Genomic DNA, 23,595 nt, shown 5'->3' with positions numbered 1-23,595 from the left:
GGAACTTGTCGTGCAGAGGACTGTGGGAAACGACCTAAGCTTCAAGTGTGACCACGGGCCCTATTTCTTTCTTCGCCGAGAAACTTCGAGGTTCGCCTACGCCGGTTCTCGTCCTCGACGAGGGCGTACTCGATCGGAATATCGCGGCGGCCGCCGCGTCGGCTCACGAACAGGGCCTGGCCATGCGCCCACACGCAAAGACGCACAAATCGATTGAAATCGCCCGCAGGCAGCTTGCCGTGGGCGCCGTCGGACTGACGGTCGCGACGGTGTCCGAAGCAGAGGTGTTCGCTGCCGGAGGCATACGCGATCTGTTCATCGCCTACCCTCTGTGGCTCGATTCCGATAAGACGCGGCGCCTGCGTCTTCTGCTCGAGATCGCCCGGGTCCGCGTCGGGGTCGACTCGGCCGCCTCGGCCGAGCGTCTCGCCGCGGCAATACCGGAGGCGGAGCGTGCCGCGCTCGACATCGTGGTAGAGATCGACTCCGGGCATCATCGCAGCGGGGTCTTCCCGGCAGAGTCCGGAGCCGTCGCGGCCGCCGCAACAGATGCTGGGCTCGACGTGGCTGGGGTGTTCACATTTCCAGGACACAGTTATGCCCTGGAGGGGCGTGCGGCTGCGGCGCGGGACGAAGCCGTAGCGCTCCGGGCAGCCGTTGATTCGCTGGCGGCGTCAGGTCTTGCTACGCGGGTGGTAAGCGGTGGCTCAACACCATCGGCTGCTTTTGCGGATTCCAACGTGTTGACAGAACTGAGGCCGGGGGTCTCGGCCCTGGGAGATGCTCAGCAGTGGGAGTTGGGCACGATTGAACCTGAGTCCATCGCGCTCACCGTGCTCGCCACGATCGTGTCGCGCAGGAGCGGACACCTCATCGCGGACGCTGGCAGCAAAGTGCTCTCCTCTGACCGCGGCCCGATGTCCACGGGGTTTGGCCGGCTGCTGCACTTCCCCGAAGCGCGCATCACTGTGCTTTCAGAGCATCACGCAACCATCACGGGAGTAGACCTACCAGTGGGAAGCCGGGTGAGTATTGTGCCGAATCACGTGTGCGTCGCGGTCAACTTGGCCGACACCTATCGGGTGCTGTCAAGCGATGGTGACGTTACGTCGTGGCCCGTTGATGCACGCGGGCGCAATACCTGAGCTTCACCGCTCAGGGGCGTAAGGGCAGTGGTACGCACCCCGGAACGACGCGGCACGCCGCCCAGGCGACTGCGAGAAGCGACAGACTCCTTCCACCCTTCCCACGAGCGTTTAGCTGTCCTCCCGAGGATGAGAATGAAGGACGCGTGTTAGTCCTCAAGGTGCCGGAGCCGGAGATGTGGCGATGTCAGTGTGAGTCGGCCTTGGCTGACGAGGACGGCGAGGATCACGATGATCCCGCCGACGATCTCGTTCCACTCGATGCGTTCGTGCAGGACGAGGACCCCGAGGAGTACACCTCCTATGGGGGTCAGGTAGGTCACTGTAGAGGCGACGGTTGCCCCCCAGGCGTTGATGACGTTGGTGTACCAGATGTAGGCGAGGCCGGTTCCGACCGCCCCGAGCAGAATGATGCTCACGAGGATCGCCGGTGTGAGATGGACCGGGTCACGACCGATGAGGGGCGTGAGGGCGGCTATCACGAGGGCTCCTGCGCCGATCTGGCTGGCAGCGACCGTGACGGAGTCGTAGTCGTGGGAGCGGAAGAACCTGCGGGTGTACGTGAATCCCAGCCCGTAACAGGTTGTCCCGCCCAGACAAGCCAGCTGCGCGAGGAGGTTCGCGTGCTGGACATCGGCCAAGGAGTGCCAGGGTCCGACGACGAGGATGATGCCTCCGGCGGCGATGAACATTGCCACGGTCTTGACCCTCGTGAGGCGTTCTTCGGGGAGGACGGCGAGGGCGATGAGCATCGTCGCAATCGGGGTCGTCGCGTTGAAGATGCTCGAAAGTCCGGAGGGTAGGTGTTGGGCTGCCCAGGAGAACATCAGGAACGGGGCCACGCACATCAGGATCCCGATCGCGAACAGGTGCAGCCAGGTCCTGCCACCCGTGGGCCACCGACGTCGGGTCAGAAGCATGATGAGTGCCAGCAGGACCGCGCCTCCCATGAGCCGGCCGAGGACAACCTGCGCGGGTGAAATTCCCTCGACGGCGACCTTGATGAACAGGAAACTCGATCCCCACACAGCTGCTGCGGCGATGTACTGGGCCCCGATTGATAGTGATGCCTTCGCTGGTTTGGCGGTCTGGACAGACATGCGGCTTCCTTCCAACTTGTTCGGTCCAGCGTCACAACATAGGGCATGCTGAGTCCAATGCATGCGCATCATCAACACATGAGGTGATTTCATGGGTGTGACCCTGAAGCAGTTGGCTGTCCTATCCGCTGTGGTCGAGCACGACGGGTTCGGGGCGGCGGCCGAGGCACTCGGCGTCGATCAGTCCTCCGTGTCCCACAGCATCGCGGCACTGGAAAAGGTGACCGGAACTCCGCTGGTGAACCGGACGAGTCCGCTGCGTCCGACGGAGTTGGGCCGTGCTCTGCTGCCGCATGCCCGCACCGCGTTGGCCGCCTCACGGGCCATCGAGTCGCTCATCGACGAGCACCACCACAACAAGCTCACGGGAACGGTGAGGATCGCTGCCTCCCAGACTGCAGCACACCGCATGCTGCCGAAACTCATGAATCACTGGGCGGAGGTTTTCCCCGATGTCGACGTACGGGTCTTCGAAGGCGATGATGACGAACTCGAGGAGTGGCTGAACAGCGGCGTGGTGGACTGCGCCATCCTCATCGACCCCGAATCAGCCCCCTCTGAAGCCCTGGAACTTGCCACCGACAGGTTCCAGGCCGTGATCCGCAAAGACCACCCCTTCAGCTCCCAGGACCAGGTGGAACTCACTGACCTTCTTGAAGACCCGCTGCTGGTGTCCTCAGGCGGATGTGAACCCCAGATCAAGACGCTTCACACCACCAGCGGCGTCCGGTACAGCCCAGCACAACGCGTACGAGAGATCTCCACGCTCCTGAGCATGGTGGAGAACAATATTGGCGTGGCCATAATGCCGGCCCTCGCCGCGTCGATGCTGCCCGACACGCTCACCATGGTCGACTTGCAACCACATTTGGAACGCCGACTAGTCCTCACCGGACCAGCGAACAGACCATGGCACCCACAAGTCACCCGCATGCTCGGACTGACCATGGCCAGCCCCGGCAACTGAATACGGGTTGAGGCTACGAGCCCGACCGGATTGGTATAAAGCATGGCGATGAACCAGCGAACGGCCCCAACCTCCTCCACTGGAAGGTGTTCAAGGGCCAGGTCAATGCGTGAGGCCATGGCGTCTTCGTTTCAGGGCTGTCCGTTCCCTACGAATCGTGTCACTTGGTGGTCGCTGGCGAGAGAAATGAAGAAGGGCGAATGTGCGCGCTGGAAGGGGTGAAGTGACAGCGTTGTAGCCTCTGGCATGAGGTGAGCTTTTCACAGAGGACGCAAGCCTCGCGACGAGGACGAGCCGCGCAGCTGAAGCGCCGCTACCAAAGCGCATCCCGCTCGAGGATCCTCAGCGTGCATCGGCGACGACCCGAACTCTGCACGTAAAGCCACCGGGTTGTGGGACGGCTGGGTCTGCTGCACGGATAGGTGACATCTGATCTGGCTTGCCGTGAGGCTGGCCTGGAAGGATGTTGCTGTGCCTAAGCCTTACCCTGAGGAATTTCGTGACGATGTGGTGCGCGTTGCGAGGAACCGTGAGCCCGGAGTGACGATCGAGCAGATCGCGAAAGACTTCGGAGTTCACCCGATGACGCTCACGAAGTGGCTGCGTCACGCCGAGACTGATGAGAGCGTCAAGCTTGGTCAGGGTCGCAGCGAGACGGTGGAGAACCGTGAACTGCGCAAGCGGGTCCGGTTGTTGGAGCAGGAGAATGAAGTGCTGCGGTGGGCGGCAGCCTACCTATCGCAGGCGAACTTACCGGGAAAAGGCTCTACCCGCTCGTGAGAGAGCTCGCCGTCAACGGGGCACCCGTGACGGTGACGTGCCGGGTCCTCAAGCTTTCCCGCCAGCCCTACTACCGGTGGCTGACCGCTCCCGTCACCACGAGCGAGGTCGCTGAGGCGTATCGCGCGAACGCTCTCTTCAATGCCCACACCGACGACCCCGAGTTCGGCCACCGGCTCCTGGCAGACGAGGCCCGCGACGCCGGCGAGGCGATGGTTGATCGGACCGCGTGGCGGATCTGCGCGGTCAATGGGTGGTGGAGTTCGTTCGGGAAGAAACGGGGGAAGAACGGGAAGAAGCTTGGACCGCCGGTCCACGACGACCTCTGCACGGTGACGGACGAGACGGGTCGGGTCCGGCACGAGTTCACCGCTGAGAAGCCGAATCAGTTGTGGCTGACGGACATCACAGAGCACAAAACCGCGGAAGGCAAGCTTTACCTTTGCGCGGTCAAAGACGCGTGCTCGAACGGGATCGTGGGCTGCTCCATCGACTCGAGGATGAAATCCCGGCTCGCCGTCAACGCACTGGAAAACGCTGTCGCTCGTCGTGGTGATGTCGCTGGCTGCGTGATTCACAGCGACCGAGGATCACAATTCCGAAGCAGAAAGTTCCTGCGTGCCTTGACCCACCACCGCATGGTCGGCTCGATGGGAAGAGTCGCGTCCTGCGGCGACAACGCCGCAATGGAAAGCTTCTTCAGCCTGCTGCAGAAGAACGTCCTCGACCGCCGGTCCTGGACCACCCGCGAACAACTGCGCATCGCTACCGTGACCTGGATCGAGCGGATTTACCACCGGCGCCGCCGGCAACACCGTCTGGGACGTTTGACGCCCCTCGAGTTCGAGACCATCATGAACACGCCAGCTGCCCTGGCTGCGTGACTACAAACTGTCACCTATCCGTGCAGCAGACCCGCCCGCACACACACCTACTCCATCATCGAGGCCCGTACTAAGCGACAGGTCGCGTGCGAGCAATTCCCGACTACCTCGGCAGGGATCTCCCGCGGACTTGCCTGGGTAGGCCGACGCACGGGTGGCGTCACAGGGTGTCTGTGGGCTGTCGAGGGTGTCTGCTCCTATGGGGCACGTCTGGCCCGGGCAGTAGCCGAGGTCGGCTATGACGTCGTCGAGGCTCCACGGATGAACGCCCGAGGACGCCGCGCGATCGGTAAATCCGATCCGCTGGACGCGGCAGCGATCGGAACCGCTGTCACCGGCTTTAGATGAGTCCCAGCTCCGAGCCCCGCGCCAGGACGAGGGGGCCCGTGCCGGACTCAGGATCCTGAGCACAGCCCGGGATCAGTTGACCCGGGACCGAACGATGAATGTCAATGCGCTCATCGCCTTACTCCGGGCACACGAGCTGGGAATTGACGCTCGTAAACCTTTGGTTCCCGCCCAGATCGACACGATCACCAGGTGGAGGGAACGAGACGAGCCGATCGAGTTGTTGATCGCGCGCGAGGAAGCAGTTCGGTTGGCGCGCCGCGTCCACGAAGTAACCACTCAACTAACTGCTAACCAGAAGCGTATGACAGAGCTGATCAAGCAAAGCCCTGCTGCGCCGCTGTTGGAGATGGTGGGCGCCGGGGCTGTCACGGTCGCTACGGTCCTGGCAGCTTGGTCGCATCCAGGAAGGGTTCGCAGCGAAGCTGCCTTCGCCTCACTAGCAGGGGTGAACCCCTTGCCAGCTTCAAGCGGTAACACTATCCGGCACAGGCTCAATCGTGGTGGTGATAGGCGCCTTAACCGAGCCTTGCACACCATTGCTATGACCCGGATGGTTCATGATCCCGGGACCCGGGAGTACGTCGCCAAACGTACCCAAGAAGGCCATAGTTATCGGGAGATCCGTAGGTCTCTGAAGCGCTACATCGCCCGCATGCTCTACCGTCAGCTGAACACCCTCTACGCCACCGCGGAACCGGCCCGATCCCACGTTGCCGGGGCAGCCCCTTGCCCGGGAGAGGAGCACCGGTTGAGGGTGCCGGCTTCGGTTTGATCTACGGATCAGGTGGTGTCCGGTGAAGGACCCCTCGCCGTACCCGATCAGAGCGCTGTCAATCTCCTCTGGCTATGCGCTCTCGCCACCACTCAGGCACTGATTCGTCAGTACGGGGGAATCGCTGTAGTTCGAGGGCGTAGTCGTGAGCACTGACGTCGAACCCGAAGTCGGGCTTCTCGTCATAGTTGTAGTCGACGTCCATCAAGCCTGAGGAGGTCAAGGTGAGGGTCAGTGAGATCCATGTGCCTATGTCCGCTCGATACATTGCTTCCCTCAGCTGAAGCAGTCGCTCGGGCATCTCATCAGGCGCGTACACCCGTTCCTCGGTATCACCCCGAGCGACATAGATCAGATCCGAGGTCACATTGCCCACGGTTTCCACCTGATAACGCAAACTATCCCACCCAGGTGAGACGCTCCCGTCCACCTCTCGGGCGATAAGAGTTAGAAGGTCGGCCACCTCATGATCGACCTCATCCTGCGCTGGCTCCGAGGTAGGCGACGGGTTTCCTTCCGCGATACCCGGGGCGTGGGTGTTGGCTGGTGAGGGGTCTCCCTGCGCGACCCGCTCTCGCCACCATTCTGGTATCGACCTCTCGTCGCGGGGGAACAGCTTGAGCTCGAGGGAGTAGTCATTCGCGGTCACCCCCAGCCCGAAAATTGCGTCCTGGTCGTAATTGTATTCAACAGTTAGACCTCCTGAAGGTGTTAAGACCATCGTCAGCGAGATCCACGTGCCCTTACCGGAGCGAGCAAGAGCATCCTTCAAGTCGTCGAGCAGGTCTGCCACAGCGAAAGGAGGACTGGATCGCTCCTCCTTTCCCGATCGAGCGACGTAGGTGATGCATGTGGTGACGTTACCAAGGAGCGTCGCTTCAAAGCGCAACGAATCCCAGCCCGGTTCCACTTCGGCGGCGATGCTTCGGGCTATCGCAACGACGAGGTCAGGCTGCTCACCCTGCCCGAGCTCGCCTTTCAAAGGTGGCGGAACCCTTCCCGCCGCAATGTCCACAACCCGGGCGTGAATTCGGACAGGATCCACCTGGATGTCAGGGAAGGACGACCGCTTGTGATGGTTGAGTTCATTCCCGAGGCGCCACACCGGTGTCGATACCTGAAAGTCGCCGGAGTGCCCGGCGTGCATACTCCGCTGGTAGATCAACGAACTGAGGTCACCGGCAAGAGTTCTCGACAGCTGTCCTGCATCACACAAGCGAAGGACCTCGTCGACTACGAGCTCTGCTTCACCAGCGAAAGTACCTCGTTCGTCGATTACCCGTTCGACCACCTGGAGCAGGTCAGCAGCCGGCAAGTTAGCCAACACGTCGTCATTCACTTAAGCGCCCCCTGTGCTCACGGTCCAAAACATAGCCAATCTTGCCTTATCTGCTTCGAGAGGGGCCGGCCTCAGTCCTTCAAGCGCTGAAAATGGTCCCGCTTCGCTCGGGCTGTAGAAGCGCTTTTTGTGTTTTGGCTGCTGTCCTATCGGATTGTAGGAGTTCGCTCCGGCCCGTCTAGCCCCTCCTTTGTCGGGCCTGCGGTGAGCGAATTTCCCTGCGGCGCTCCTTCGCCGCTGATTTCCCTCCGGTAATTTCCCTCCCCTTGCCCTGCCGGTAGACGGGCCTCCGTCGGCCTCAGCTCCGCAAGCTTCGCCAGCAGCCGAAACAACGGTGGGAGAGAGGGTCACCTATGCCGCCCACTCACCGGCAAAACAACTTGGTACGCGCCCGCGCCCGTTTCCGGCCGCTTGACAGACATAGAAGCGTCGGAGGAGGAGAAGCTGGGTGGTCACCAAAGCCGTCTCTCCACTGGTCCACGCCAGCACCCGATTCCAGCCGCTTGACAGACATAGAAGCGTCGATCGCGCCATCGGCTTCTACACCAGCCGCAGGTGGCATCCCGACGGCGGCGACCTGGAAGACACCCGGTTCACGCCCCCAGTAATGGAAAGCCGCCACAGCCGGGTGTTCTGACCACGGAAAGCAGCAAGGAACTCGCGTTGGTTCCCTTCGATGATGCCCCAGCCGCATTCGGCCCGCCCGAGAAAGCACCCGCTGACGGACCGGCTTACGGGCAGGAGTGCGCAGTAGTGTCAGTTGCATGGCGATGCACCAGGATGAGTTCGGTATCAGCGCCGTGACGGTAGAACAGCCCATGAAACTACGTCTCCTTTCCGAGTCCGATAAGGACCAGGCACTACTCGCCCACAAGGAACTGGCCGCTGAACAGTTCGATTTCCTCTTCAGCTACGACGACGGTATTGACTGGGCGGAGTATCTCGAGAAGGTCGAGGACACACGACAAGGCCAGAATCTTCCCGAGGAGTACGTTCCTGCCACCTTTTTCATCGCGGAGGTCGACGGAGACCTCGTGGGGCGGGTATCGATCCGGCACAAGCTCAATCCTGTGTTGCGGACCGTCGGCGGGCATATCGGGTACGCCGTTCGCCCTCAGTTCAGGCGGCGTGGTTATGCCCAAGAGATGTTGAAACTTGCCCTCGTCGAAGCGAAGCGACTTGGGATTGATCACGTCCTGGTTACCTGCGACGCGGACAACCTGGGGTCGAAGACAACTATCGAACGGTGTGGAGGAGTCTTCGAGGCGCCGAGGGCAGTCGATGGTTCTACCGCGAATAAGCTCCGCTACTGGATTACGACCTGAGCGCCGCTCGCACTGTACTCGGCGTCACGACTAAGGAGCCCCTTTCGTACACGTCCCAATTTCCTCGGCGTAAGGCAGAGTAGGTGGTCGTGCACGCGCCCGTCGCTGTGACCCTTCACTGCGCTCAAGCCGACGAAACGAGGGGAAGGTCGCGCGATCCTGAGTTCCATCATGCAGCGCATGCACCTTTCATCGAGCGTCTCCCGGGTATACCTGCACATTTGTCCATCGACTCGTCGATGCTCTCCCCCGCTGACGTCGTCGCTGCTATCGAACGCCTGCTCATCCCTTAGCTGCGATTTAGGTGCGTCGAGGACCCCCTTGTGTACGGAGATCGTTGGGCAGGCCGTACTTGGCTCAACGCCTCCCCCGCGACGACCTAACGCACGTATGAGGTGCAAACTTCCGGTGGCGTACGGGTGAGCTCCGTGGCGGACTGCGGAATCCGACATTCCAGAGGGTGGTCGGGAAAGATCCGTGTCGGCTCATGGCTGGATCTCGGCGGCGGTGATTGCCTTGCTCGTCAGGATGGGCATCAATCCCAGCAGTGCCAGGGTCAGCATTCCCATGATGGCGAACATGGCTTGAAGGCCGACCCATTGGGCCAGCAGGCCGCCGGCTGCGGCTCCTAGCGGCATGGTGCCCCAGGCCAGCAGGCGGTAGGCGCTGTTGATTCTTCCGAGCAGGCGGTTGGGCGTGATGCGTTGGCGCAGGGACACGGTGATGACATTCCACAGCACGATCAGCATGCCTCCGACGAAGAAGATCGGTCCAAGGACGTAGGCGTTGTCGGTGATGGCGGGCGCACCGGCGAACAAGGCGGCCCCGAAGATCGTCAGGGTCAGAGATGCCGACCTGCCGAGCCTGGCCTCCACGCGTTCGGCGATGATCGAGCCGGCGAACGCGCCCAGAGCCGAGGTGGTCAAGAGCAGGCCGAAGCCCGTTGCGGACAGCCTCATCGGTGAAGCGGGGCCGACGGCGAACAGTACCAGGACGGCGAAAGCGGCGCTGGAGGCGAAGTTGAACACTCCGGTCATCACCGCGAGGGTGCGAAGGATCCTGTGGTTCCGGAGGAATCGCAGGCCTTCGCCGATGTCGAACCTCAGTGTGGTCTTGTGCTCACGCTCGGTGCGGAAAGATCCTCGGATCAGGAGAAGGCCCCCGGCGGCGACAAGCCATAGTGCCGCCGGCACGGCGAAGCCGGCAACTACGCCGAGTGCCACCAGCAGCCCGCCCAGTGGCGGCCCGATGAACTGGTTGGTGAGGAGCTCGACGCCGTAGAGCCGGCCGTTGGCGCGCGAGAGCTGATCCTTGTGCACCACCTGAGGCATGATCGCCTGGGCGGAGGTGTCATAAAGCGTTTCGGCCACGCCCACCATCAGCGCGACGACGTAAAGAGCCCAGAGGGACCCCCGTCGAGCAGAATGGCTCCCACCAGCAGCCCAGGCAGTACGGCCCGGCCAAGGTTGGCCCACACCATCAGCCTGCGCCGGTCCAGCCGGTCGGCCAGCGCTCCGGCGGTCAAGGTGAATAGAAGCCAGGGAAGTGTCGCCGCGACACTGAGCCCGGCAATCAGGACAGGCGATTGGGTGAGCTGGATGGCCAGCAGCGGGAGCGCGATCTTGAAGACTCCATCGGCGAGGTTGGACAGCCCCGAGGAGGCCCACAGCTTCCAGTAGGAGGCACCTAGCGGCGCCCGGCCCATCTTGTTCGCCTGCACTGCATGAGGAGTCATAGGTGGACCATTCCACAGGGATTTACGAAGTTCAAGGCGATGGAGAGCACTACATCAGGCTGTAGGATGAGCTCATGACCACCACGGGACCGCTAGAAGCAGATGGGCAGTCGGGCGGAATCAGGAAGCCTGCCGCAACTGCCCGGGAGATCAAGGCTCTGGCCCATCCGCTGCGCCTGAGAATCCTGCGCCTGTGCGGACTTCACGAACTGACCAACAAGCAGCTCGCCGATCAGCTGGGCCAGGATCCAGGAACGGTGCTCTATCACGTGCGGCAACTACTCTCGACCGGGTTCCTCGAAGCGGCCGAGGTCCGCACCGGAAGCAGCGGCGCACTTGAAAAACCGTACCGCTCCACGGGGCGGTCCTGGCATCTGGATACCGCCCTCAGCGACGCCGGACCTGACGGCCCCCTTGCGCCGATCGAGGCTTTCCGGGAGGAACTGACCGAAGCGGGCCCGGACGCGCTGGCGAGCCTCTCGCGCTTCGTTCTGCACCTCTCTGCGGAAGACGCCGAGGACCTCATCACACGCGTCCACGCCGTACTGAGCGAATACACGGACAGCGACAGGCAACGAGCCGACCAGCCCGCGTACGGGGGGATCTTCGTCCTTCACCGGACACCGGACTAGGACGTCGATCCCTTCAACAACGAACCGGCGGAATTATTCACCTCAAGGTGTCCGGTAATGGATTGTTGTCCTCGAGGGATCGTCGCTCGCGCCGCCCTTCGTTCGAGGCTCCCTTCTAGAACGGGGCGAGTCCAACGAAGAGGGACAGAAACAGGGCACAGAGGAGCCAGATGAACCCGACGCCTGCGAAAAGAAGGCTTCCCTGCGAGGAACGGTTTTTGAGCACTGTCTGAGGTTTCACACACAGGTAGATGAGGACAAGGAAGGGGGCGAAGAGGAGAGCTGCAGCGGCAACCCTGAAGGTTTGGGCGTCGGAGGCGACCCCGAGCGCGACACCCTGTTGGATCTTGACCCAGAACCAGGCTCCTAGGAGGCCGGCAAACAGGATCGTCACTGTTACGGCAGCGGGCTTCGCGGCAGAGGGCTTCGCGGTAGCGGCTTTTCTCATGAGGCTTCCCTTGCGTTCGCCGCACCCGGCGGGCTCACCTAGAACCTACTGCGAAATGACCTGCGGACAAGAATGCGGGCAGCGTCCGGTAAAGGATCCTCCCACGGTGATGCGGTGACTTCTCAACGGGTGGCATCCCTCCATGACATCGAGACTGAAGGGACGCCGGCGAGCTGCTCGTCAGATCATTGGCGAAGTTGCTGCATGAGCAGAGCAGGAAGGCAGAGTGAAAGCCCTGGCTCTCGTGGGGTCTTACGCCCGAGGAGCTGAGCGAATGGCCAGCGGAATCACACTGGATCGGTCCACCACGGGACGCGTGGGTTCATCTGCGCTGCAATGATCGCGAAAGCTTTGTCGTCGACATCCACATGCCCGGCTCCATCGACATGAATGGCCCTGGCTTCGAAGGCTGGGGTGATAGGAACGCGAGCCGTTGGCCCGGAGCCCACACGTACTCGTCATCGCAGCGATAACCGCGCAGCCAAACCTGTCCTTCCACAACACGAAGGTAGAACCCCTTGGGGTACTCCAGATCTTCGCTCACGGGCTCGGACGCAATGTGAATCGCTCCGCTTGGGCCGCGGCCCTGAGAGAGGACCGAGTCCGGCGCGTCCGCCTGGTCCATCATCGCCAATCGGAGGTAAGGGCCGGTCACCAAGGGACAGAGTTCGAGGCCCTGATTCCTTGCAGCCACGAAGACCTGAGACTGAACGGCGCCTTGCTCGAATCCGAGTTGCTCTACGGTTCGCTCCACGATGTGCAGCGTTTGTTCCGTCGAGTCCTCGAACACGGGGTGAGCGAGCAGCGTTTCGGCGTGGACATTGAGATGCACATCAGCATTCCTCAGCGCGTCGATGATCGCGGCTCGTGACTGCCCGCCGACTCGGACCGGGAGACCTTCAACATTCGCTGCGCTCATCATGAAGCCATCCTCCGTCACTGGCAGCAAGACAACGAATCGCAGTGGAAGTTCAGGGAGTCCGCTAAAGAATCCCCGATGATGCATGGGTTGGAAGTCGTTGGGTGCCTGCGAAGACAGGGGCTCGACCGGCTTCGACGTCATCGATCCAGGTAACGACGGCGGAGCCGACAGCGGCTGGGCAGAGGTCGGTAGTGTCCAGGACGCGCATTGCCCACGAAGGGTCTCCGGTTTGCAGCTGCGTCCACCGGTCCCAGCGCATCGACTCGAGGCCTCCGTCCGTCAGGACGTGCTGCATGTGCTGGGGGTCTTGTGCATGGGCGCGCATCCACCGCGCGAATGCCACATGATGACCCAGCGCCTCGTCAGTCTCAGCGCGAACCCTCAGACGCTCTCTTTGAGTCCGCTCATCGGCGTCGAGCACGCAGACAGCGATACCCTCGAGACCGTCAGCTTCCGGTACGGCGAGGAGTTCACCGGCTGCGACGGGGTCGCTGGCGAGGACAAGGTGCTTGCCCTGTGCCTGGAGCTCGACTGCGAGGATCACGGCTTGGCGTGCTGCTTGTTGCCTGTATGCCTTATCAGGATCCGGTGGCGAGGGAAGAACATCCTCGAGCTCGATGCAGGCGAAGTCCGAGGAAAGAGCCGCAGCTAGGAACACCCCCACGGTGGACTTCCCCATCCCGCTTGCACCGGACACAAGGAACATCATCACCCCAACTTAGGGAAGACGCAGCCACTCGGACAAGGGCACAAGCGTTGGAATCACCATGCCAAGCATTCGAACGGATCGTCACCGGGGTTCTACACGTCGTTGGTCCTCCACTGCGTACGCACCCGGACCCACGTACGGGCTACGTCGAGATGCTGGGAGTCAGAGCCCGGCGATGAGTTGTGCTGAACTAGATGCCCTTGATCTCGTACTGTCGGGCGATACTCGCGGTTGCCCTACCCCATTCACTCTCAGCGACTCGCTGCTGGTGTGCCCGGAACGATGCCGCGTCCCGAAAGTGTTCGTCGACCTCCCACACCAGCGTGTCCTGGGTGAGATTCACCTCGAAGGAAAGGCACCCTTGTTCAGCGCGCGTCAGCTCGATGTGGAGCGGAAGGAGCTCTGCGACTACCGCCGCCTGGTGTCGGTCGCTGCAGACGAGTTGACCACTCAAGAAGACGTTGCTCATGGAGGCGGTGAGGTGGTGGCCTCGGAGAGTGCTTGGGTCAGGATCAAGGCATTGGTGCATGCGGTGGCCCCGAGTAGTGCAATTTTCATGCGGACTGCTCTTCGGGCGTGTTGGGGTTCCATGTATCGCGTTCCCGTCGGGCGAAGCCAGCAAAGCTGAGAGGTTCCCGTCCCAGAACTTGGTGGACCGTATCTGTCAGTCCGCCGGCGAGGCCGAGCCGGGCTGCGGTGTAAATGGCTGCTGTAACGACGGCCATGCCCCACGGCATGCCCAGGACTCTGTGTGCGTGCCAGAGGTAGTAGAAGACTCCCGGACGGGTGTAGCGGATGGAACGGCCGAGCTCATGTGTGAGAATTGCGGCGATCTGCTCATAGGTCAGGGCTTCGCCACCGGTGACGGTCCAGGCGATGTCCCCGTGTCCGGCGGGGTCCAGCAGGGCTGCTGAGGCCACAGCCCCGACATCCATGGCGTCGACGAAAGCTGTGGCACCACGCCCGGCCGGGACCAGAATCTCGTCGCGGTCCCGGATGTCGGTCAGGTGCGTTGTTGAGAGGTTCTGATGGAAGAACGAGGCCCTCACGAACGTCCATGCCAGGCCGGACCCGCGCAGCCACGCTTCGATGGCGGCGTGGGGGACGACTTTGTTCTTCTCGGCCCCTTGAAGGGAGAGGAACACAATGTGCCCGACGCCGTGGCTGCGTGCGTATTCAAGTGCCGGAATGATCTGTGTTTTCGGTCTGCCCAGATGTGGTGGGCGCATGAGGAACATCCGCCGGACCCCATCGAACGTAGCAACCCAGGTGCTGTCGTCGGTGAAGTCAAGGGCAACAGCCTCGACCCTGTCGCCGAACATCCGGGTCACGGACTCCGAGGTGCGCCCGGCTGCACGAACGCGTGACCCGGCCGCCAACAGTTCTGTGACGACTACTCTGCCGACATTTCCCGTTGCACCGGTTACCAGAATTACGTCGCCTGCCATGCGGATATCTCTTTGTCTGCCGATTTTCGAAGAAGGACCAGGAGCGAGGATGGGTATACGTCTCGCCACTCCAGCAGGACATCGAAGGCCGGCGGCCCCTCACATCCGTTCAAGGATCCCTCCACGGACTCGCCTGACGAAATCGACACAAGGACGCGCGAAGGGACGGTGCTTCCCATGTCAGGCAGGAGTTATATGTCGTGCGGGAATAGGGCTTGAGTAGACCACGCTGGTCGTGATTCCACCGAGGGTAGCGAGGCGACCAGTGATGCGTTCGAGGTCGCGCATCGAGCGGGCCAGGACCTTGATGATGAAGCAGTCCGCCCCGGTGACGTGGTGTGCTTCGATGATCTCGGGCATCGAGTCGACGAGGTCGTGGAACGGCTTGTAGTTGCCGGTGGGGTAGGCCAGTCGCACGAACGCCGTTACGGCGTACCCGAGAGCTTCAGGATCCACCGTGATCGAGTACCCAGTGACAACCCCGCCATCGGTGAGGCGTCGGAGACGATCGCTGGTCGCGCTCGGCGAGAGGTTGATGGCTCGAGCGAGTTGCGCAACACTTGTCCGTCCGTCCTGCTGCAGATGATGGATGATCGCCTCATCAGTTGCATCAAGGTCCAGCCGTGGGTTCGATGGCATAACGGTGAATCTACCGCGGGATCATCCCTGTGAGCACTTCTACACGGTTGATGTGCAGTTCCAAGGAAGCGTGAGAAGAGATTCGATAGATACATGTCTACTTCTCTTTCCGCCGCTGACTTCTTCGCTGCGAAGCTCGCCTATGAAACTGACCCTGCGGATCTCGCTGCTGAGCGTGCGTCTGGTCCTGGTCCGATCGTGATCGATACTCGCTCGACCGCTTCGTGGAGGCAGGGCCGTATCCCGGGCGCCGCCCACATTACGAACGCAGAGCTCGAAGCACGCATCGCTGATGTCGCCCCCGCCCTGGATGCTGCGATCGTTGTCTACTGCTGGGGACCAGGCTGCAACGGCAGCACCCGCGGCGCATCGATTCTGGTGTCGATGGGCTATATGAATGTGCGCGAGCTGATCGGTGGTTTCGAGTACTGGTCCCGCGAGGGTCTCGCCACGGTGAGTGATGAAGGGCGCGGGCGTCGTTCACCCGATCCCCTGACAGCACCCGTCCACGCCCCGGCATGACGAACGCGATATCGGGCGCTCGAGTACCAAGCATGCTAGGCCGCCCGCAGGCCGATCGGTCAGCGGACGGTCGGGATGGGTGCCATGTCCGGCCGTGGGTCGGCCTGGAGTCGGGCGTGCGTCTCCACATCGAATCGTTCGGGTCCGTACTGCAGCTTCTGGCGCTCAATTCCTTCGACGATGAACCCGGCCCGGGTAGCTACTGTGCAGGACGCTGGATTATTGACCCGATGACCTAGCTCGAGACGGAAAAGGTGGGAGCATCCCCGAACGTCCAAGGCCGCAGTTCAATAATCATCGCGCCCATCCTGCCCCATGCAGCCGCTGCTCAGCGATCCCTCAGCGGACAAGGCAATTCAGCTCGGGGTCGTGATGCGTCGTGTGTGGTCCTACGGATGATCCATGCCAGCACCAGCAGAGCGAGTGCGGCAACACCGAGTCCTAACGCAATCGAGCCGGCAAGCAGAATGACCGGCGGAGGACCGTCGAGGTAGACCTGCTGCCTCTGTCATGTTGCACTCGACGGCTGATGCGATGGCGGTTTAACGTGGCCGCGAAGGTTGCGGGTCGACTCAACGGAATGTCGTGAGCTGCGCTTCCCGCTGTCTGCAGGACGCTGCCCGGAAGCGCTGAGGCCGTGAGCCTTGCGGAGTCGTGCATGAGGTTGCGTTCTTTGACTCCTACCAGCACGGTGGCCTATCCCGGGTGGTCACTCCATGCGGCGGGAAGCGTGAAGCGGATGTTCTCGCCCACGCCCGACAACATCGTCCTGCGCGTGGTCGTTGTGCTGTCATGAAGGTACTCCTCCAAGAGGTGCTCCGGGATACCGAGCCGGCGCCCTTGTGCGGTAGCGAACCGTCCCTGCTGCGTACGAATGACCCGGCCTGTCTGCACGCTGCAGGATCGCCATTCGTCCCTCGGTCTCATCGAAAGGAACTTCGAGGAGAACCGACGCATCCCAGGAGGAGACGAGATCGTCGCAGTGCAGGAACATTCTTCCGGCCACGACCAGCGCCACGGGTGGAGCGCAACCAAATTCCGCTTGTGCTGTGCGATCGGCCGCTGCGTCGTAGGAAGCCCCGAGTACAGTCATCTCCCTTCGTACTCAGGGATGCGAGCACTCGCTCGAAGATGCCCGTAGATTCAGTCCCCTTGTCGAGACTTTTGCTGGGCAGAATCCTTTTTCTTGCCCTTCGATGCTTTTTCCGACTTCTCGATCTCGTAGCGCTGGCGTACGAACCGCTGGCGGTCCAACGGCGGCCGCTCATAAGCCCGGTTCTGGCGCTCGGGCAACTCGATGTCCGGCAACTCAGGTTGCTCATAAGGCAGCAGCGACAACAGATGGGCCATCAGGTTGAGCCGCGCTTCCTTCTTGTTGTCGGCGTCCACCACCCACCACGGGTTGCGCTCGGTGTCACTGAACTCGAACATCTTGTCCTTTGCCTCGGCGTAGTCAACCCACCGGGCCTGTGCCTCGAGGTCCATCGGGCTCAGCTTCCAACGCTTGGCCGGATTGTCGATGCGGGCCTGAAATCGACGGCGTTGTTCGGAATCGGAGAGGCTCAACCAGTACTTCACCAGCACGATTCCATCGGAGATTAGCGCATCCTCGAGCATGGGCACCGTGTCGACGAAGTCGGCATACTGTTTGTCGGTGCAAAACCCCATCACCCGCTCCACGCCAGCGCGGTTGTACCAGGACCGGTCGAACAGCACCATTTCCCCGGCCGCCGGTAGATGGGCGATGTAACGCTGGAAGTACCACTGTGATCGTTCGCGCTCCGTCGGCGCCGGGAGTGCGACAACCCGGCACGAGCGCGGGTTGAGCGCACCGCTGATGCGTTGGATGGTTCCGCCCTTACCGGCTGTGTCGCGCCCTTCGAAAATAACGACCAGCCGCGTCCCGGTTGTGCGCACCCACTCCTGCAAGGCGACCAGTTCCTCCTGCAATCGCAGCAGTTCCTTTGCGTACTCCTTCTTGGATAGGACCTGGGGGCTCGCCTCGTCGGGCGTTTTCTTGACCACACCTCATATCCTGCCCCAGACCTGAGCAATTCAGGAGGTGTTTCCACTCGTAGTACTCATGGCCTGGCGGGACGACCGACGTGACTTGGTTGCCAGTGCGAGCTGGTGAAGCGGTCAGTAGCTCAGCACGGCTGGTTCGAACAGTGTCCGCCTAGATGGTCTCCCAGGACCAGTTGGAGATGAGTCCGGTGACCCCTAGCTCGCGCAGGCGCTGATTCCCGAGCAGGCGCTCGTCGAAGCGTGCTCCCCCGCACCACGCGCCCACGCGGGGAGCGCGGCCGGCCATACCGGTGAGCCGGTGCACGACGTCGGTCACCTCGGCGGTCGCCGAGGTGGGCGTGATCTCGTCCGCCATGCGGTGGGTGAGCGTGTGGAAGCCGAGCTCGTGCCGTTGCGCCAGGGCGCTCAGCTCGTCGTCGCTCAGCGTCCCGGCACGATCGTCCTCCACTTCGAGGGCGATGGGCAGGACCAGGACGGGCAGCGCGAGCCGTTCGCAGATCGGGACGACCATCTCCGCGGCGTCCCTGTACCCGTCGAACAGGAGGACCATGACCCGCGGGGGCGATTCCGCGGGCCCCCCGTCCTGCAGGAGGTTCCGCAGGCTCGCGAGCTTGTGCAGGCGCTCGTGGACGGCCTCGCGGTGGTCCTGCGCGACGTCGTGGAAGTTCAGGGTCAGGCGCGGGATGGCCGACAGCTCGTCCCGGGACCACCCGGCGCCGACACTCCCGAGCAGCAGTTCCCCGAGGACGCTCTGCAGGACGTAGGCCTCGTAGCTGAACGGAGCGGGCCGCCGGAGCACCTCGGGCAACGGATCGAGGATGGCCGGGATCAGCGCGGACGGATCAGCACCGGCCGCGACGGCGGCGTCGTCGAGCAGTACCACCGGGGTTCCCCCGGGTCGCTCGCCCTGGTCGAGGATGTAGGTCTCGAGCTCGTCGGCCTTCCCGCCGGCGTCGACCGGTCCGCCGGATCCCGCCGGGGGCATCAACGCTCACCGAGGGCGCGTCGGGCGGCATGCCGGCCGGGTTCCCGGTAGATCGGCAGCAATCCGTCGGCCGTCGCCTCGACGGCATCGCGGTCGAACCAGGCCGGACCGCCGAGCCGTTCCACGGCGTCGGGCGTCAGGATGACCTCACGCCACCCGTCGCCGTCGGGCCGCCCGCCCACGCGCGCGAGATCGTCCCGGCCGTCCTCGACCAGTCTGCGGACGCCGGCCTCACCGATCCGGCCGTAGGCCACCGTCTCCACCTCGGTGCCGGGCACCACGACCTTCACCGCGCGGGCCGCGCCGTCCCCGCGCCCCTCCGGCGGGGTCAGGTCGGCCACGAGGATCTCGAGGCCGTACCCGGCGAGGATCACCGACGGGTCCGCCGTCGGATCGGTCGGCAGGTCACCGAACCGGACGACCGACCGGCGGGAGAAGATCGTGGCATCGAGGCGGGCCCGCACCACCGCGTCCTGCTCCGCGCCGACGGTCAGCCAGGTCACCGTCGCATCCAGGACGCGCGGCTCCTCGGCGGCCGGGTCGACGACCGACAGCGCATCGCCGAGGTAGTCCTGCGGCGCGACTTCACGGACCGCGGTCAGTGGGCCGTGCATGAACGCCTTGCGGGCCCGGGCGGACGCGAACTCGAGGACCGCCTTCCGGAGCGCGACGTCGCGGTCGGGGTGTGCCGCCTCGCCGCAGGCCGTGGCGACGACGAGATCGTCCCCGGGCGCGTGCCCCACCACGTACACGTTCGGCACCCCGCGGTCCATCGAGGCGATCTTCACGATGACGTCGACCCCGGCGGCGCGCAGGGCATCGAGCGCCTCGCGCGTCTCGCGGTCGCCGTCGTCCGGTCCCAGTTCGACGACGGCGCCGCGGTCGAGAGCCCGGAAGGAGAGGCCGTTGCCGTCGCGCTGGAGGATCTCGAGGACGCCGTGGAGGACGGCCTGCCGCAGGCTCGTCCCCGCGCCCATGCCGTTCGCCACGGGCATCAGGAGCCGCTCCCCCGTGTCGTGGTGGCCCAGCTCGGAGGGGCTGCTCGCCACGAGGTCCACCGGCACGAGCACCGTCTCCCCGTCGAGTTCGAGGGTCGGCGGGCCGATGCTGCCGGTGCTGCCGGTGCTGCCGGTGCTGCCGGTGCTGCCGTCCCGGCCGGGGCGGTCCCCGGCCGGGACGGAGCGGGCGCGCCGCATCGGCACCCAGGTCAGTGCCATGTCGTCGCGGTAGGCGGAGCCCGCCGGCAGCCCGAGCGTCCTCGGATCGGCGACCCGCTCCACGCCGAGCCGCGACCGTAGATCGGTGTAGGACCCGGTGGTCCGTTCGAGGCGCGCGAACGCCAGGTGGGAGAAGACGCTCTCGACGGTCTCACCCAGGGCGCCGACGCGCGCCTGTGCCGCCGAGGGGCCGTAGCCGACGCCACCCATCCCGGCACCCGAGTGCCCGCTCCGCCACCATGTGGCCCACGTCGGGACACCCGAACGGTCGAGGCCGTCGATGGCGAACTGTGCGCGCAATCCCGGCAGCGCGGCCTCGTACGCCTCCGCGGCCGCCGTGAGCGATCCGGCCGTCGACGGCGAACCGGTGCTCCTGTGCATCATGCCCCCAGTAGAGCACACACCCCTGGCGGGCGCAGGAGGCCGGGATCCGACGTCTGCCGGTGCTAGAACTCCGTGGAGGGCAGGTCCCGCTCGCCGTCGCGGATAGCGGCGACGATGCGCCCTGCGACGTCCACCGGGTCCTTGCCCTGCGGCAGCCGCGGTGCCTCGCCGGCGATGGGCCGCGTGGCGAGTCCGGTCTCGGTGTGTGGTGGACGCGCGTCGAGCACCCGGACTCCCTGCCGACGCAGTTCCAGTGTCAGCGCCTTCCCGTAGGCGCTCAGCCCGGCCTTGGTGGCCGAGTACGCGGCCATGCCCGCCGTGGGGCTCTCGGCCACGACGGCGCTGATCTGCGCGATGAACGAGCCCTTTCCGAGCGAGGGGGCGACCGCGCGGATGAGCCGCATGTAGCCGAGGAGGTTGACGAGCACGAGCTCGTCGAGGGTGTCGTCGTCCACCTCGACGGCAGGACCGAAGGCCACGACACCGGAGGCGAACACCAGGCCGTCGAGGGGTCGCCCGTAGACGGCGGCGGCGATGTCTGCCGGTCCCGTGGGCCTGCCTAGATCCGCTGCGGCGTGAGCGACGACGGCATCGCCGAGTTCCTCCGCGAGGCCCGCTAGTTTGTCCTCGGACCGGCCGGACAGGGTGAGCTGGGCGCCCTCCGCCGCGAGCTGCCGTGACAGTTCGGCACCGAGGACCCCGGTGGCGCCGACGACGAGGACATGGGCACCGCTCAGCTCGGTCATGCGCCGAGTGTAGCAACGCCCTCCGGCACCCCCAGGGGGTGTGCCCCGGAACGGTTCCGAGCCCTGCCGGTCCCGTTACAGTGTGGGCATGAGTGAGATGCGGAGCTGGCAGGCCATGGTCGGGACGAATGCGGCGCGGCTGCTCCGCACCACGGGCCGGACCCCGGCGGACTGGGCTGCTGATGCCCGCTCGGCGGGGATCAGCACCCGCGAGGAGCTGTCCCGCTGGCTGAAGGACCAGGGAATCACCGGGTACAACCTGATGAGCATCGACTGGGAGGTCTTCGGGCTCCCCGAGTTCTTCCGGCTCTCCGCCGACGAGCTCTACGCCGCCCAGTACGCCGACCGACCGGCTCTCAGGCCGCTCGCCGACAGGATCCTGCTCTGGGCCACGGAGACCCCGGAGGTCACCATCCAGATGCGCAAGACCTACGTCTCCCTCCAGACGCCTCGCCGGAAGTTCGCGCAGCTCACACCGAGCACCAGAACCGCGGTGGACGTGTTCTTCCGGCTGGCGGTGCCGGACCTGCCCGGCCTCGAACCGGTCCGCACCACGGAGCCGTTCGCCTGGCGCATCCGCCTGCGGCACGTGGACGACGTCGACGACGCCCTCCTGCGGGCGCTCAGCGCTGCACGGGAGGATAGCCTCGGTCGTTCCTCCGCTTGAGCTCCTCGAGTTCCTGCTGGGCGGCCGCCTCCGCCTCGAGCTCCTCGAACGCCTGCTGCAGGCGCGGCGAGGACGGATCCGTCCACGACAGTTCCTCGCGGGCCTGCGCCTGCGCTTCGAAGCGCCGTACCTCGAGTTCCGCGTTGCGGCGCGCGGCCTCGATCGCCGCCGCCTCGCGGCTCGACGAGGCCAGCGCGTCATGGACGCCGATGGCGGCCTGCGCAGCAGCCCGACGCGCCAGCATGGCGTCGTACTCCATCGCGTTCTGCTGTACGCGCTGCTCGAGCCGTCGCACGTCGTCGTGGAGCCGGCGGGCCTGCTGCTCCGCCTCGCGCAACTGCCGGGTGAGAGTCTCGAGGCGGCGCCGTGCGGTCATCGACTCACGGATGGCGGCCCGGGCGGCGTCGTCGTCCCCCCGCTGCACCGCGGCGGCCGCTGCGGCCTCGACCCGGTTCACGTAGTCGGCGGCCTCGTTCGCGGCGAGGCCCACGCGGTGGTGGTGCGCCGCGACATCCGCCGCGCCGCGCCGCGCCTGGTCGAGCAGTGCCCGCTGGGTCTGCTGCGCGGCCTGCGCCTGCGCCCGCGGGTCCTCCTTCGACTCGGCCGCGGCGTAACGGTTGGCCTGCACGATGCGCGTGATACGGCGTTTGATCGTCACGGTGGGGACCCCCGGGTCGGTGAGTGGAGTGCGTCTACCTGGTCCAACCGGTCACCAGGCCTGCCGGTTCCCGTAGCTGTCCCGCCAGGTGGCCATGGCGGAGATCTCGGTGCGCAGACGGTTCGTGGCCTGGTCGAGCTGGAGGGTGTCGATGGACCGGGAGGTCTGCAGCAGACACCGGCGCAGATCCGCCGAGAGCTCGTCGAGCGCCCGGGCCTGCGCTGCGAGGTCGGTGGTCCACTCCTGCTTCAGGGCGCGGTTCGGCTCGCGGTCTGCCGCGCGCAGCATGGTCCCGAGCGAGGCCGCGGCCTGGTCGATCTCGGCCGCGGCGCGGGGCAGGTCGCCGACGGGGCGTCCCTGCGCCGCGGCCTCCGCAAGCGCGAGGTGGGTGGCGCGGGAGGAACGCTTCAGGTCGCCGATCAACCGCGCGGGCTCCCGCGTCAGCTTGTCCGGCGCATAGGCGCGGGCGGCCAGCATGCCGCGGTCCCTGGTGCGCTCGATGATGTGCGATCGCCTCACCTTGCGCACCACGAGCCACCCTGCCATGCCCGTACCCGCGCCGAGGACGGCGAGCACGCCGGCCCCGATCGCGAGGGCCTCGACGAACAGTTCAAACATGACGTGCCTTCGGGAAGGGTTCCATCTTCCAAGTCTGCCCGCGCTCCCTGACAAATTCCACCGGCACCCGGTGGCGAAGACCTCCGGGGAGCACCTCCGGGTACGACAGCGGTCGCATCAGGCAGCAGCGGCTAGTTCGCGGTGCGCTCGGTGTCGGGGCGCCAGACGACCAGCGCCTGGCTGCGGGGGCGGGGACGCTGGCCGCGGGCCAGCGTGACGACGTCGCCCGCGAGGCCGGCGGCGAACACGCGGCTGGAATCGGCGTGGATCCGGCGGGAGGCCAGTTCGGAGGACAGCTCCGTCACGCGCGCCTGCAGGGCCGCCACCTGATTCTCGAGCTGGAGGATGCGGCGGATGCCCTCGAGGGACACGCCCTCCTGGGAGAGCTTCTGGATCTCGCGCAGCGTGCCGACATCCTTCTGCGAGTAGCGCCTCGCCCGGCCGGGTGCCCGGCTGGGAGTGACGAGACCGAGCCGGTCGTACTGGCGCAGCGTCTGCGGGTGCATGTCGGCGAGCTCGGCGGCCACCGAGATGACATAGATGGGCATCGTGTAGTCCATGGCTGGCCTCCTTCCAT

25 protein-coding genes and 1 pseudogene are annotated in these 23,595 nt (G+C 64.6%); 10 read left to right on the top strand and 16 right to left on the bottom strand.

The window, feature by feature from the left end; translation table 11 throughout:
• The first annotated feature begins 47 nt into the window (after positions 1-47).
• Complete coding sequence (locus AC4D2O_RS09560) at positions 48-1,145, top strand: alanine racemase (RefSeq protein ID WP_490906713.1); 1,098 nt, start codon at positions 48-50, stop codon at positions 1,143-1,145.
• A gap of 149 nt (positions 1,146-1,294) precedes the next feature.
• On the opposite strand, the gene AC4D2O_RS09555 is transcribed toward AC4D2O_RS09560, so the two are convergent.
• Positions 1,295-2,245 (bottom strand): DMT family transporter, encoded by a 951-nt coding sequence (locus tag AC4D2O_RS09555; protein ID WP_490906711.1) that lies wholly within the window; start codon positions 2,243-2,245, stop codon positions 1,295-1,297.
• 91 nt (positions 2,246-2,336) lie between these two features.
• On the opposite strand from AC4D2O_RS09555, the gene AC4D2O_RS09550 reads away from it, so the two are divergent.
• The 3 genes and pseudogenes from AC4D2O_RS09550 to AC4D2O_RS09540 all read left to right on the top strand — a co-directional run.
• Positions 2,337-3,212 carry a LysR family transcriptional regulator gene (locus tag AC4D2O_RS09550; protein ID WP_490906707.1) on the top strand — a complete coding sequence of 292 codons (876 nt, stop codon included), beginning with the start codon at positions 2,337-2,339 and terminating at the stop codon, positions 3,210-3,212.
• A gap of 471 nt (positions 3,213-3,683) precedes the next feature.
• A protein-coding gene (locus AC4D2O_RS09545) for an IS3 family transposase (protein WP_490906704.1) occupies positions 3,684-4,876 on the top strand; the annotation gives its coding sequence in 2 pieces (ribosomal slippage) (positions 3,684-3,968 and positions 3,971-4,876; 1,191 coding nt in all).
• Between the two features lie 33 nt (positions 4,877-4,909).
• Positions 4,910-5,999 (top strand): annotated as a pseudogene (locus AC4D2O_RS09540) (IS110 family RNA-guided transposase); the annotation flags it as partial.
• Between the two features lie 58 nt (positions 6,000-6,057).
• On the opposite strand, the gene AC4D2O_RS09535 reads toward AC4D2O_RS09540, so the two are convergent.
• Positions 6,058-7,338 carry an immunity protein YezG family protein gene (locus AC4D2O_RS09535; RefSeq protein WP_490906702.1) on the bottom strand — a complete coding sequence of 427 codons (1,281 nt, stop codon included), beginning with the start codon at positions 7,336-7,338 and terminating at the stop codon, positions 6,058-6,060.
• 448 nt (positions 7,339-7,786) lie between these two features.
• Between AC4D2O_RS09535 and AC4D2O_RS09530 the strand changes: the two genes are divergently transcribed.
• The gene (locus AC4D2O_RS09530; RefSeq protein WP_490906699.1) at positions 7,787-7,975 is read left to right on the top strand and encodes a hypothetical protein; all 189 of its coding nucleotides are present in this window, start codon (positions 7,787-7,789) and stop codon (positions 7,973-7,975) included.
• 127 nt (positions 7,976-8,102) lie between these two features.
• Positions 8,103-8,663 carry a GNAT family N-acetyltransferase gene (locus tag AC4D2O_RS09525; protein WP_490906697.1) on the top strand — a complete coding sequence of 187 codons (561 nt, stop codon included), beginning with the start codon at positions 8,103-8,105 and terminating at the stop codon, positions 8,661-8,663.
• Positions 8,664-9,148: 485 nt separating this feature from the next.
• Here the strand turns inward: AC4D2O_RS09525 and AC4D2O_RS09520 are convergent, their stop codons facing one another.
• Positions 9,149-10,042, bottom strand: coding sequence for an MFS transporter (locus AC4D2O_RS09520; protein WP_490906694.1), 894 nt, complete (start codon positions 10,040-10,042; stop codon positions 9,149-9,151).
• Positions 10,042-10,398: an MFS transporter gene (locus AC4D2O_RS09515; protein ID WP_490906692.1), complete on the bottom strand. Its 357-nt coding sequence runs from the start codon at positions 10,396-10,398 to the stop codon at positions 10,042-10,044. Before AC4D2O_RS09515 ends, AC4D2O_RS09520 begins: the two co-directional genes overlap by 1 nt.
• A gap of 74 nt (positions 10,399-10,472) precedes the next feature.
• Between AC4D2O_RS09515 and AC4D2O_RS09510 the strand changes: the two genes are divergently transcribed.
• Entirely contained in the window at positions 10,473-11,030 is a 558-nt protein-coding gene (locus tag AC4D2O_RS09510; RefSeq protein WP_490906689.1) for an ArsR/SmtB family transcription factor, read from the top strand.
• A 115-nt stretch (positions 11,031-11,145) separates the two neighbouring features.
• Here the strand turns inward: AC4D2O_RS09510 and AC4D2O_RS09505 are convergent, their stop codons facing one another.
• Positions 11,146-11,478, bottom strand: a complete 333-nt coding sequence (locus AC4D2O_RS09505) for a hypothetical protein (protein WP_490906688.1) — start codon at positions 11,476-11,478, stop codon at positions 11,146-11,148.
• Between the two features lie 322 nt (positions 11,479-11,800).
• Complete coding sequence (locus tag AC4D2O_RS09500; protein ID WP_490906685.1) at positions 11,801-12,400, bottom strand: hypothetical protein; 600 nt, start codon at positions 12,398-12,400, stop codon at positions 11,801-11,803.
• Between the two features lie 82 nt (positions 12,401-12,482).
• Here AC4D2O_RS09500 and AC4D2O_RS09495 point away from each other — a divergent pair, with 82 nt between their 5' ends.
• A complete protein-coding gene (locus AC4D2O_RS09495; RefSeq protein ID WP_490906683.1) occupies positions 12,483-13,052 on the top strand; it encodes a hypothetical protein in 570 nt (189 codons plus the stop codon).
• A 247-nt stretch (positions 13,053-13,299) separates the two neighbouring features.
• Here the strand turns inward: AC4D2O_RS09495 and AC4D2O_RS09490 are convergent, their stop codons facing one another.
• The 3 genes from AC4D2O_RS09490 to AC4D2O_RS09480 form a co-directional block, all read right to left on the bottom strand.
• Positions 13,300-13,578, bottom strand: a complete 279-nt coding sequence (locus AC4D2O_RS09490) for a putative quinol monooxygenase (protein WP_490906680.1) — start codon at positions 13,576-13,578, stop codon at positions 13,300-13,302.
• 85 nt (positions 13,579-13,663) lie between these two features.
• Complete coding sequence (locus AC4D2O_RS09485) at positions 13,664-14,557, bottom strand: NmrA family NAD(P)-binding protein (protein WP_490906678.1); 894 nt, start codon at positions 14,555-14,557, stop codon at positions 13,664-13,666.
• 180 nt (positions 14,558-14,737) lie between these two features.
• Positions 14,738-15,196 (bottom strand): Lrp/AsnC family transcriptional regulator, encoded by a 459-nt coding sequence (locus AC4D2O_RS09480; RefSeq protein ID WP_490906677.1) that lies wholly within the window; start codon positions 15,194-15,196, stop codon positions 14,738-14,740.
• A 93-nt stretch (positions 15,197-15,289) separates the two neighbouring features.
• On the opposite strand from AC4D2O_RS09480, the gene AC4D2O_RS09475 reads away from it, so the two are divergent.
• Complete coding sequence (locus AC4D2O_RS09475; protein ID WP_490906676.1) at positions 15,290-15,718, top strand: rhodanese-like domain-containing protein; 429 nt, start codon at positions 15,290-15,292, stop codon at positions 15,716-15,718.
• Between the two features lie 1,143 nt (positions 15,719-16,861).
• On the opposite strand, the gene ppk2 is transcribed toward AC4D2O_RS09475, so the two are convergent.
• The 4 genes from ppk2 to AC4D2O_RS09455 all read right to left on the bottom strand — a co-directional run bounded on the left by ppk2 (position 16,862) and on the right by AC4D2O_RS09455 (position 21,075).
• Positions 16,862-17,743: a polyphosphate kinase 2 gene (gene ppk2, locus AC4D2O_RS09470; RefSeq protein WP_490906675.1), complete on the bottom strand. Its 882-nt coding sequence runs from the start codon at positions 17,741-17,743 to the stop codon at positions 16,862-16,864.
• A 151-nt stretch (positions 17,744-17,894) separates the two neighbouring features.
• On the bottom strand, positions 17,895-18,728 hold the full coding sequence (locus tag AC4D2O_RS09465; RefSeq protein ID WP_490906674.1) for a polysaccharide deacetylase family protein: 834 nt from the start codon (positions 18,726-18,728) through the stop codon (positions 17,895-17,897).
• Positions 18,728-20,329 carry a YcaO-like family protein gene (locus AC4D2O_RS09460; protein ID WP_490906673.1) on the bottom strand — a complete coding sequence of 534 codons (1,602 nt, stop codon included), beginning with the start codon at positions 20,327-20,329 and terminating at the stop codon, positions 18,728-18,730. The genes AC4D2O_RS09465 and AC4D2O_RS09460 overlap by 1 nt, the downstream gene beginning before the upstream one ends.
• Before the next feature lie 62 nt (positions 20,330-20,391).
• The gene (locus tag AC4D2O_RS09455) at positions 20,392-21,075 is read right to left on the bottom strand and encodes an SDR family NAD(P)-dependent oxidoreductase (protein WP_490906672.1); all 684 of its coding nucleotides are present in this window, start codon (positions 21,073-21,075) and stop codon (positions 20,392-20,394) included.
• 88 nt (positions 21,076-21,163) lie between these two features.
• On the opposite strand from AC4D2O_RS09455, the gene AC4D2O_RS09450 reads away from it, so the two are divergent.
• Positions 21,164-21,742 carry a DUF5655 domain-containing protein gene (locus tag AC4D2O_RS09450; protein ID WP_490906670.1) on the top strand — a complete coding sequence of 193 codons (579 nt, stop codon included), beginning with the start codon at positions 21,164-21,166 and terminating at the stop codon, positions 21,740-21,742.
• Here AC4D2O_RS09450 and AC4D2O_RS09445 read toward each other — a convergent pair.
• The 3 genes from AC4D2O_RS09445 to AC4D2O_RS09435 form a co-directional block, all read right to left on the bottom strand.
• A complete protein-coding gene (locus AC4D2O_RS09445) occupies positions 21,699-22,400 on the bottom strand; it encodes a PspA/IM30 family protein (RefSeq protein WP_490906669.1) in 702 nt (233 codons plus the stop codon). The two genes, AC4D2O_RS09450 and AC4D2O_RS09445, sit on opposite strands and share 44 nt — an antisense overlap.
• A 51-nt stretch (positions 22,401-22,451) precedes the next feature.
• On the bottom strand, positions 22,452-23,018 hold the full coding sequence (locus AC4D2O_RS09440) for a hypothetical protein (protein WP_490906668.1): 567 nt from the start codon (positions 23,016-23,018) through the stop codon (positions 22,452-22,454).
• 131 nt (positions 23,019-23,149) lie between these two features.
• The gene (locus AC4D2O_RS09435) at positions 23,150-23,578 is read right to left on the bottom strand and encodes a heat shock protein transcriptional repressor HspR (protein WP_490906667.1); all 429 of its coding nucleotides are present in this window, start codon (positions 23,576-23,578) and stop codon (positions 23,150-23,152) included.
• Between the last annotated feature and the right edge of the window lie 17 nt (positions 23,579-23,595).

The organism is Arthrobacter sp. TJ-238, assembly GCF_058269215.1.
The sequence above is the reverse complement of the archived record's forward strand: the minus strand, read 5'-3'. Positions and strand labels throughout refer to the sequence as shown.

Bases quoted from the DNA above. Each gene is read 5' to 3' on its own strand.
- AC4D2O_RS09555 (WP_490906711.1), bottom strand. From the start codon at position 2,245: ATGTCTGTCCAGACCGCCAAACCAGCGAAGGCATCACTATCAATCGGG.
- AC4D2O_RS09550 (WP_490906707.1), top strand. From the start codon at position 2,337: ATGGGTGTGACCCTGAAGCAGTTGGCTGTCCTATCCGCTGTGGTCGAG.
- AC4D2O_RS09525 (WP_490906697.1), top strand. From the start codon at position 8,103: ATGGCGATGCACCAGGATGAGTTCGGTATCAGCGCCGTGACGGTAGAA.
- AC4D2O_RS09520 (WP_490906694.1), bottom strand. From the start codon at position 10,042: ATGGTGGGCGTGGCCGAAACGCTTTATGACACCTCCGCCCAGGCGATC.
- AC4D2O_RS09515 (WP_490906692.1), bottom strand. From the start codon at position 10,398: ATGACTCCTCATGCAGTGCAGGCGAACAAGATGGGCCGGGCGCCGCTA.
- AC4D2O_RS09510 (WP_490906689.1), top strand. From the start codon at position 10,473: ATGACCACCACGGGACCGCTAGAAGCAGATGGGCAGTCGGGCGGAATC.
- AC4D2O_RS09505 (WP_490906688.1), bottom strand. From the start codon at position 11,478: ATGAGAAAAGCCGCTACCGCGAAGCCCTCTGCCGCGAAGCCCGCTGCC.
- AC4D2O_RS09500 (WP_490906685.1), bottom strand. From the start codon at position 12,400: ATGATGAGCGCAGCGAATGTTGAAGGTCTCCCGGTCCGAGTCGGCGGG.
- AC4D2O_RS09495 (WP_490906683.1), top strand. From the start codon at position 12,483: ATGGGTTGGAAGTCGTTGGGTGCCTGCGAAGACAGGGGCTCGACCGGC.
- AC4D2O_RS09490 (WP_490906680.1), bottom strand. From the start codon at position 13,578: ATGAGCAACGTCTTCTTGAGTGGTCAACTCGTCTGCAGCGACCGACAC.
- AC4D2O_RS09485 (WP_490906678.1), bottom strand. From the start codon at position 14,557: ATGGCAGGCGACGTAATTCTGGTAACCGGTGCAACGGGAAATGTCGGC.
- AC4D2O_RS09480 (WP_490906677.1), bottom strand. From the start codon at position 15,196: ATGCCATCGAACCCACGGCTGGACCTTGATGCAACTGATGAGGCGATC.
- AC4D2O_RS09475 (WP_490906676.1), top strand. From the start codon at position 15,290: ATGTCTACTTCTCTTTCCGCCGCTGACTTCTTCGCTGCGAAGCTCGCC.
- AC4D2O_RS09465 (WP_490906674.1), bottom strand. From the start codon at position 18,728: ATGCCCCCGGCGGGATCCGGCGGACCGGTCGACGCCGGCGGGAAGGCC.
- AC4D2O_RS09460 (WP_490906673.1), bottom strand. From the start codon at position 20,329: ATGATGCACAGGAGCACCGGTTCGCCGTCGACGGCCGGATCGCTCACG.
- AC4D2O_RS09455 (WP_490906672.1), bottom strand. From the start codon at position 21,075: ATGACCGAGCTGAGCGGTGCCCATGTCCTCGTCGTCGGCGCCACCGGG.
- AC4D2O_RS09450 (WP_490906670.1), top strand. From the start codon at position 21,164: ATGAGTGAGATGCGGAGCTGGCAGGCCATGGTCGGGACGAATGCGGCG.
- AC4D2O_RS09440 (WP_490906668.1), bottom strand. From the start codon at position 23,018: ATGTTTGAACTGTTCGTCGAGGCCCTCGCGATCGGGGCCGGCGTGCTC.
- AC4D2O_RS09435 (WP_490906667.1), bottom strand. From the start codon at position 23,578: ATGGACTACACGATGCCCATCTATGTCATCTCGGTGGCCGCCGAGCTC.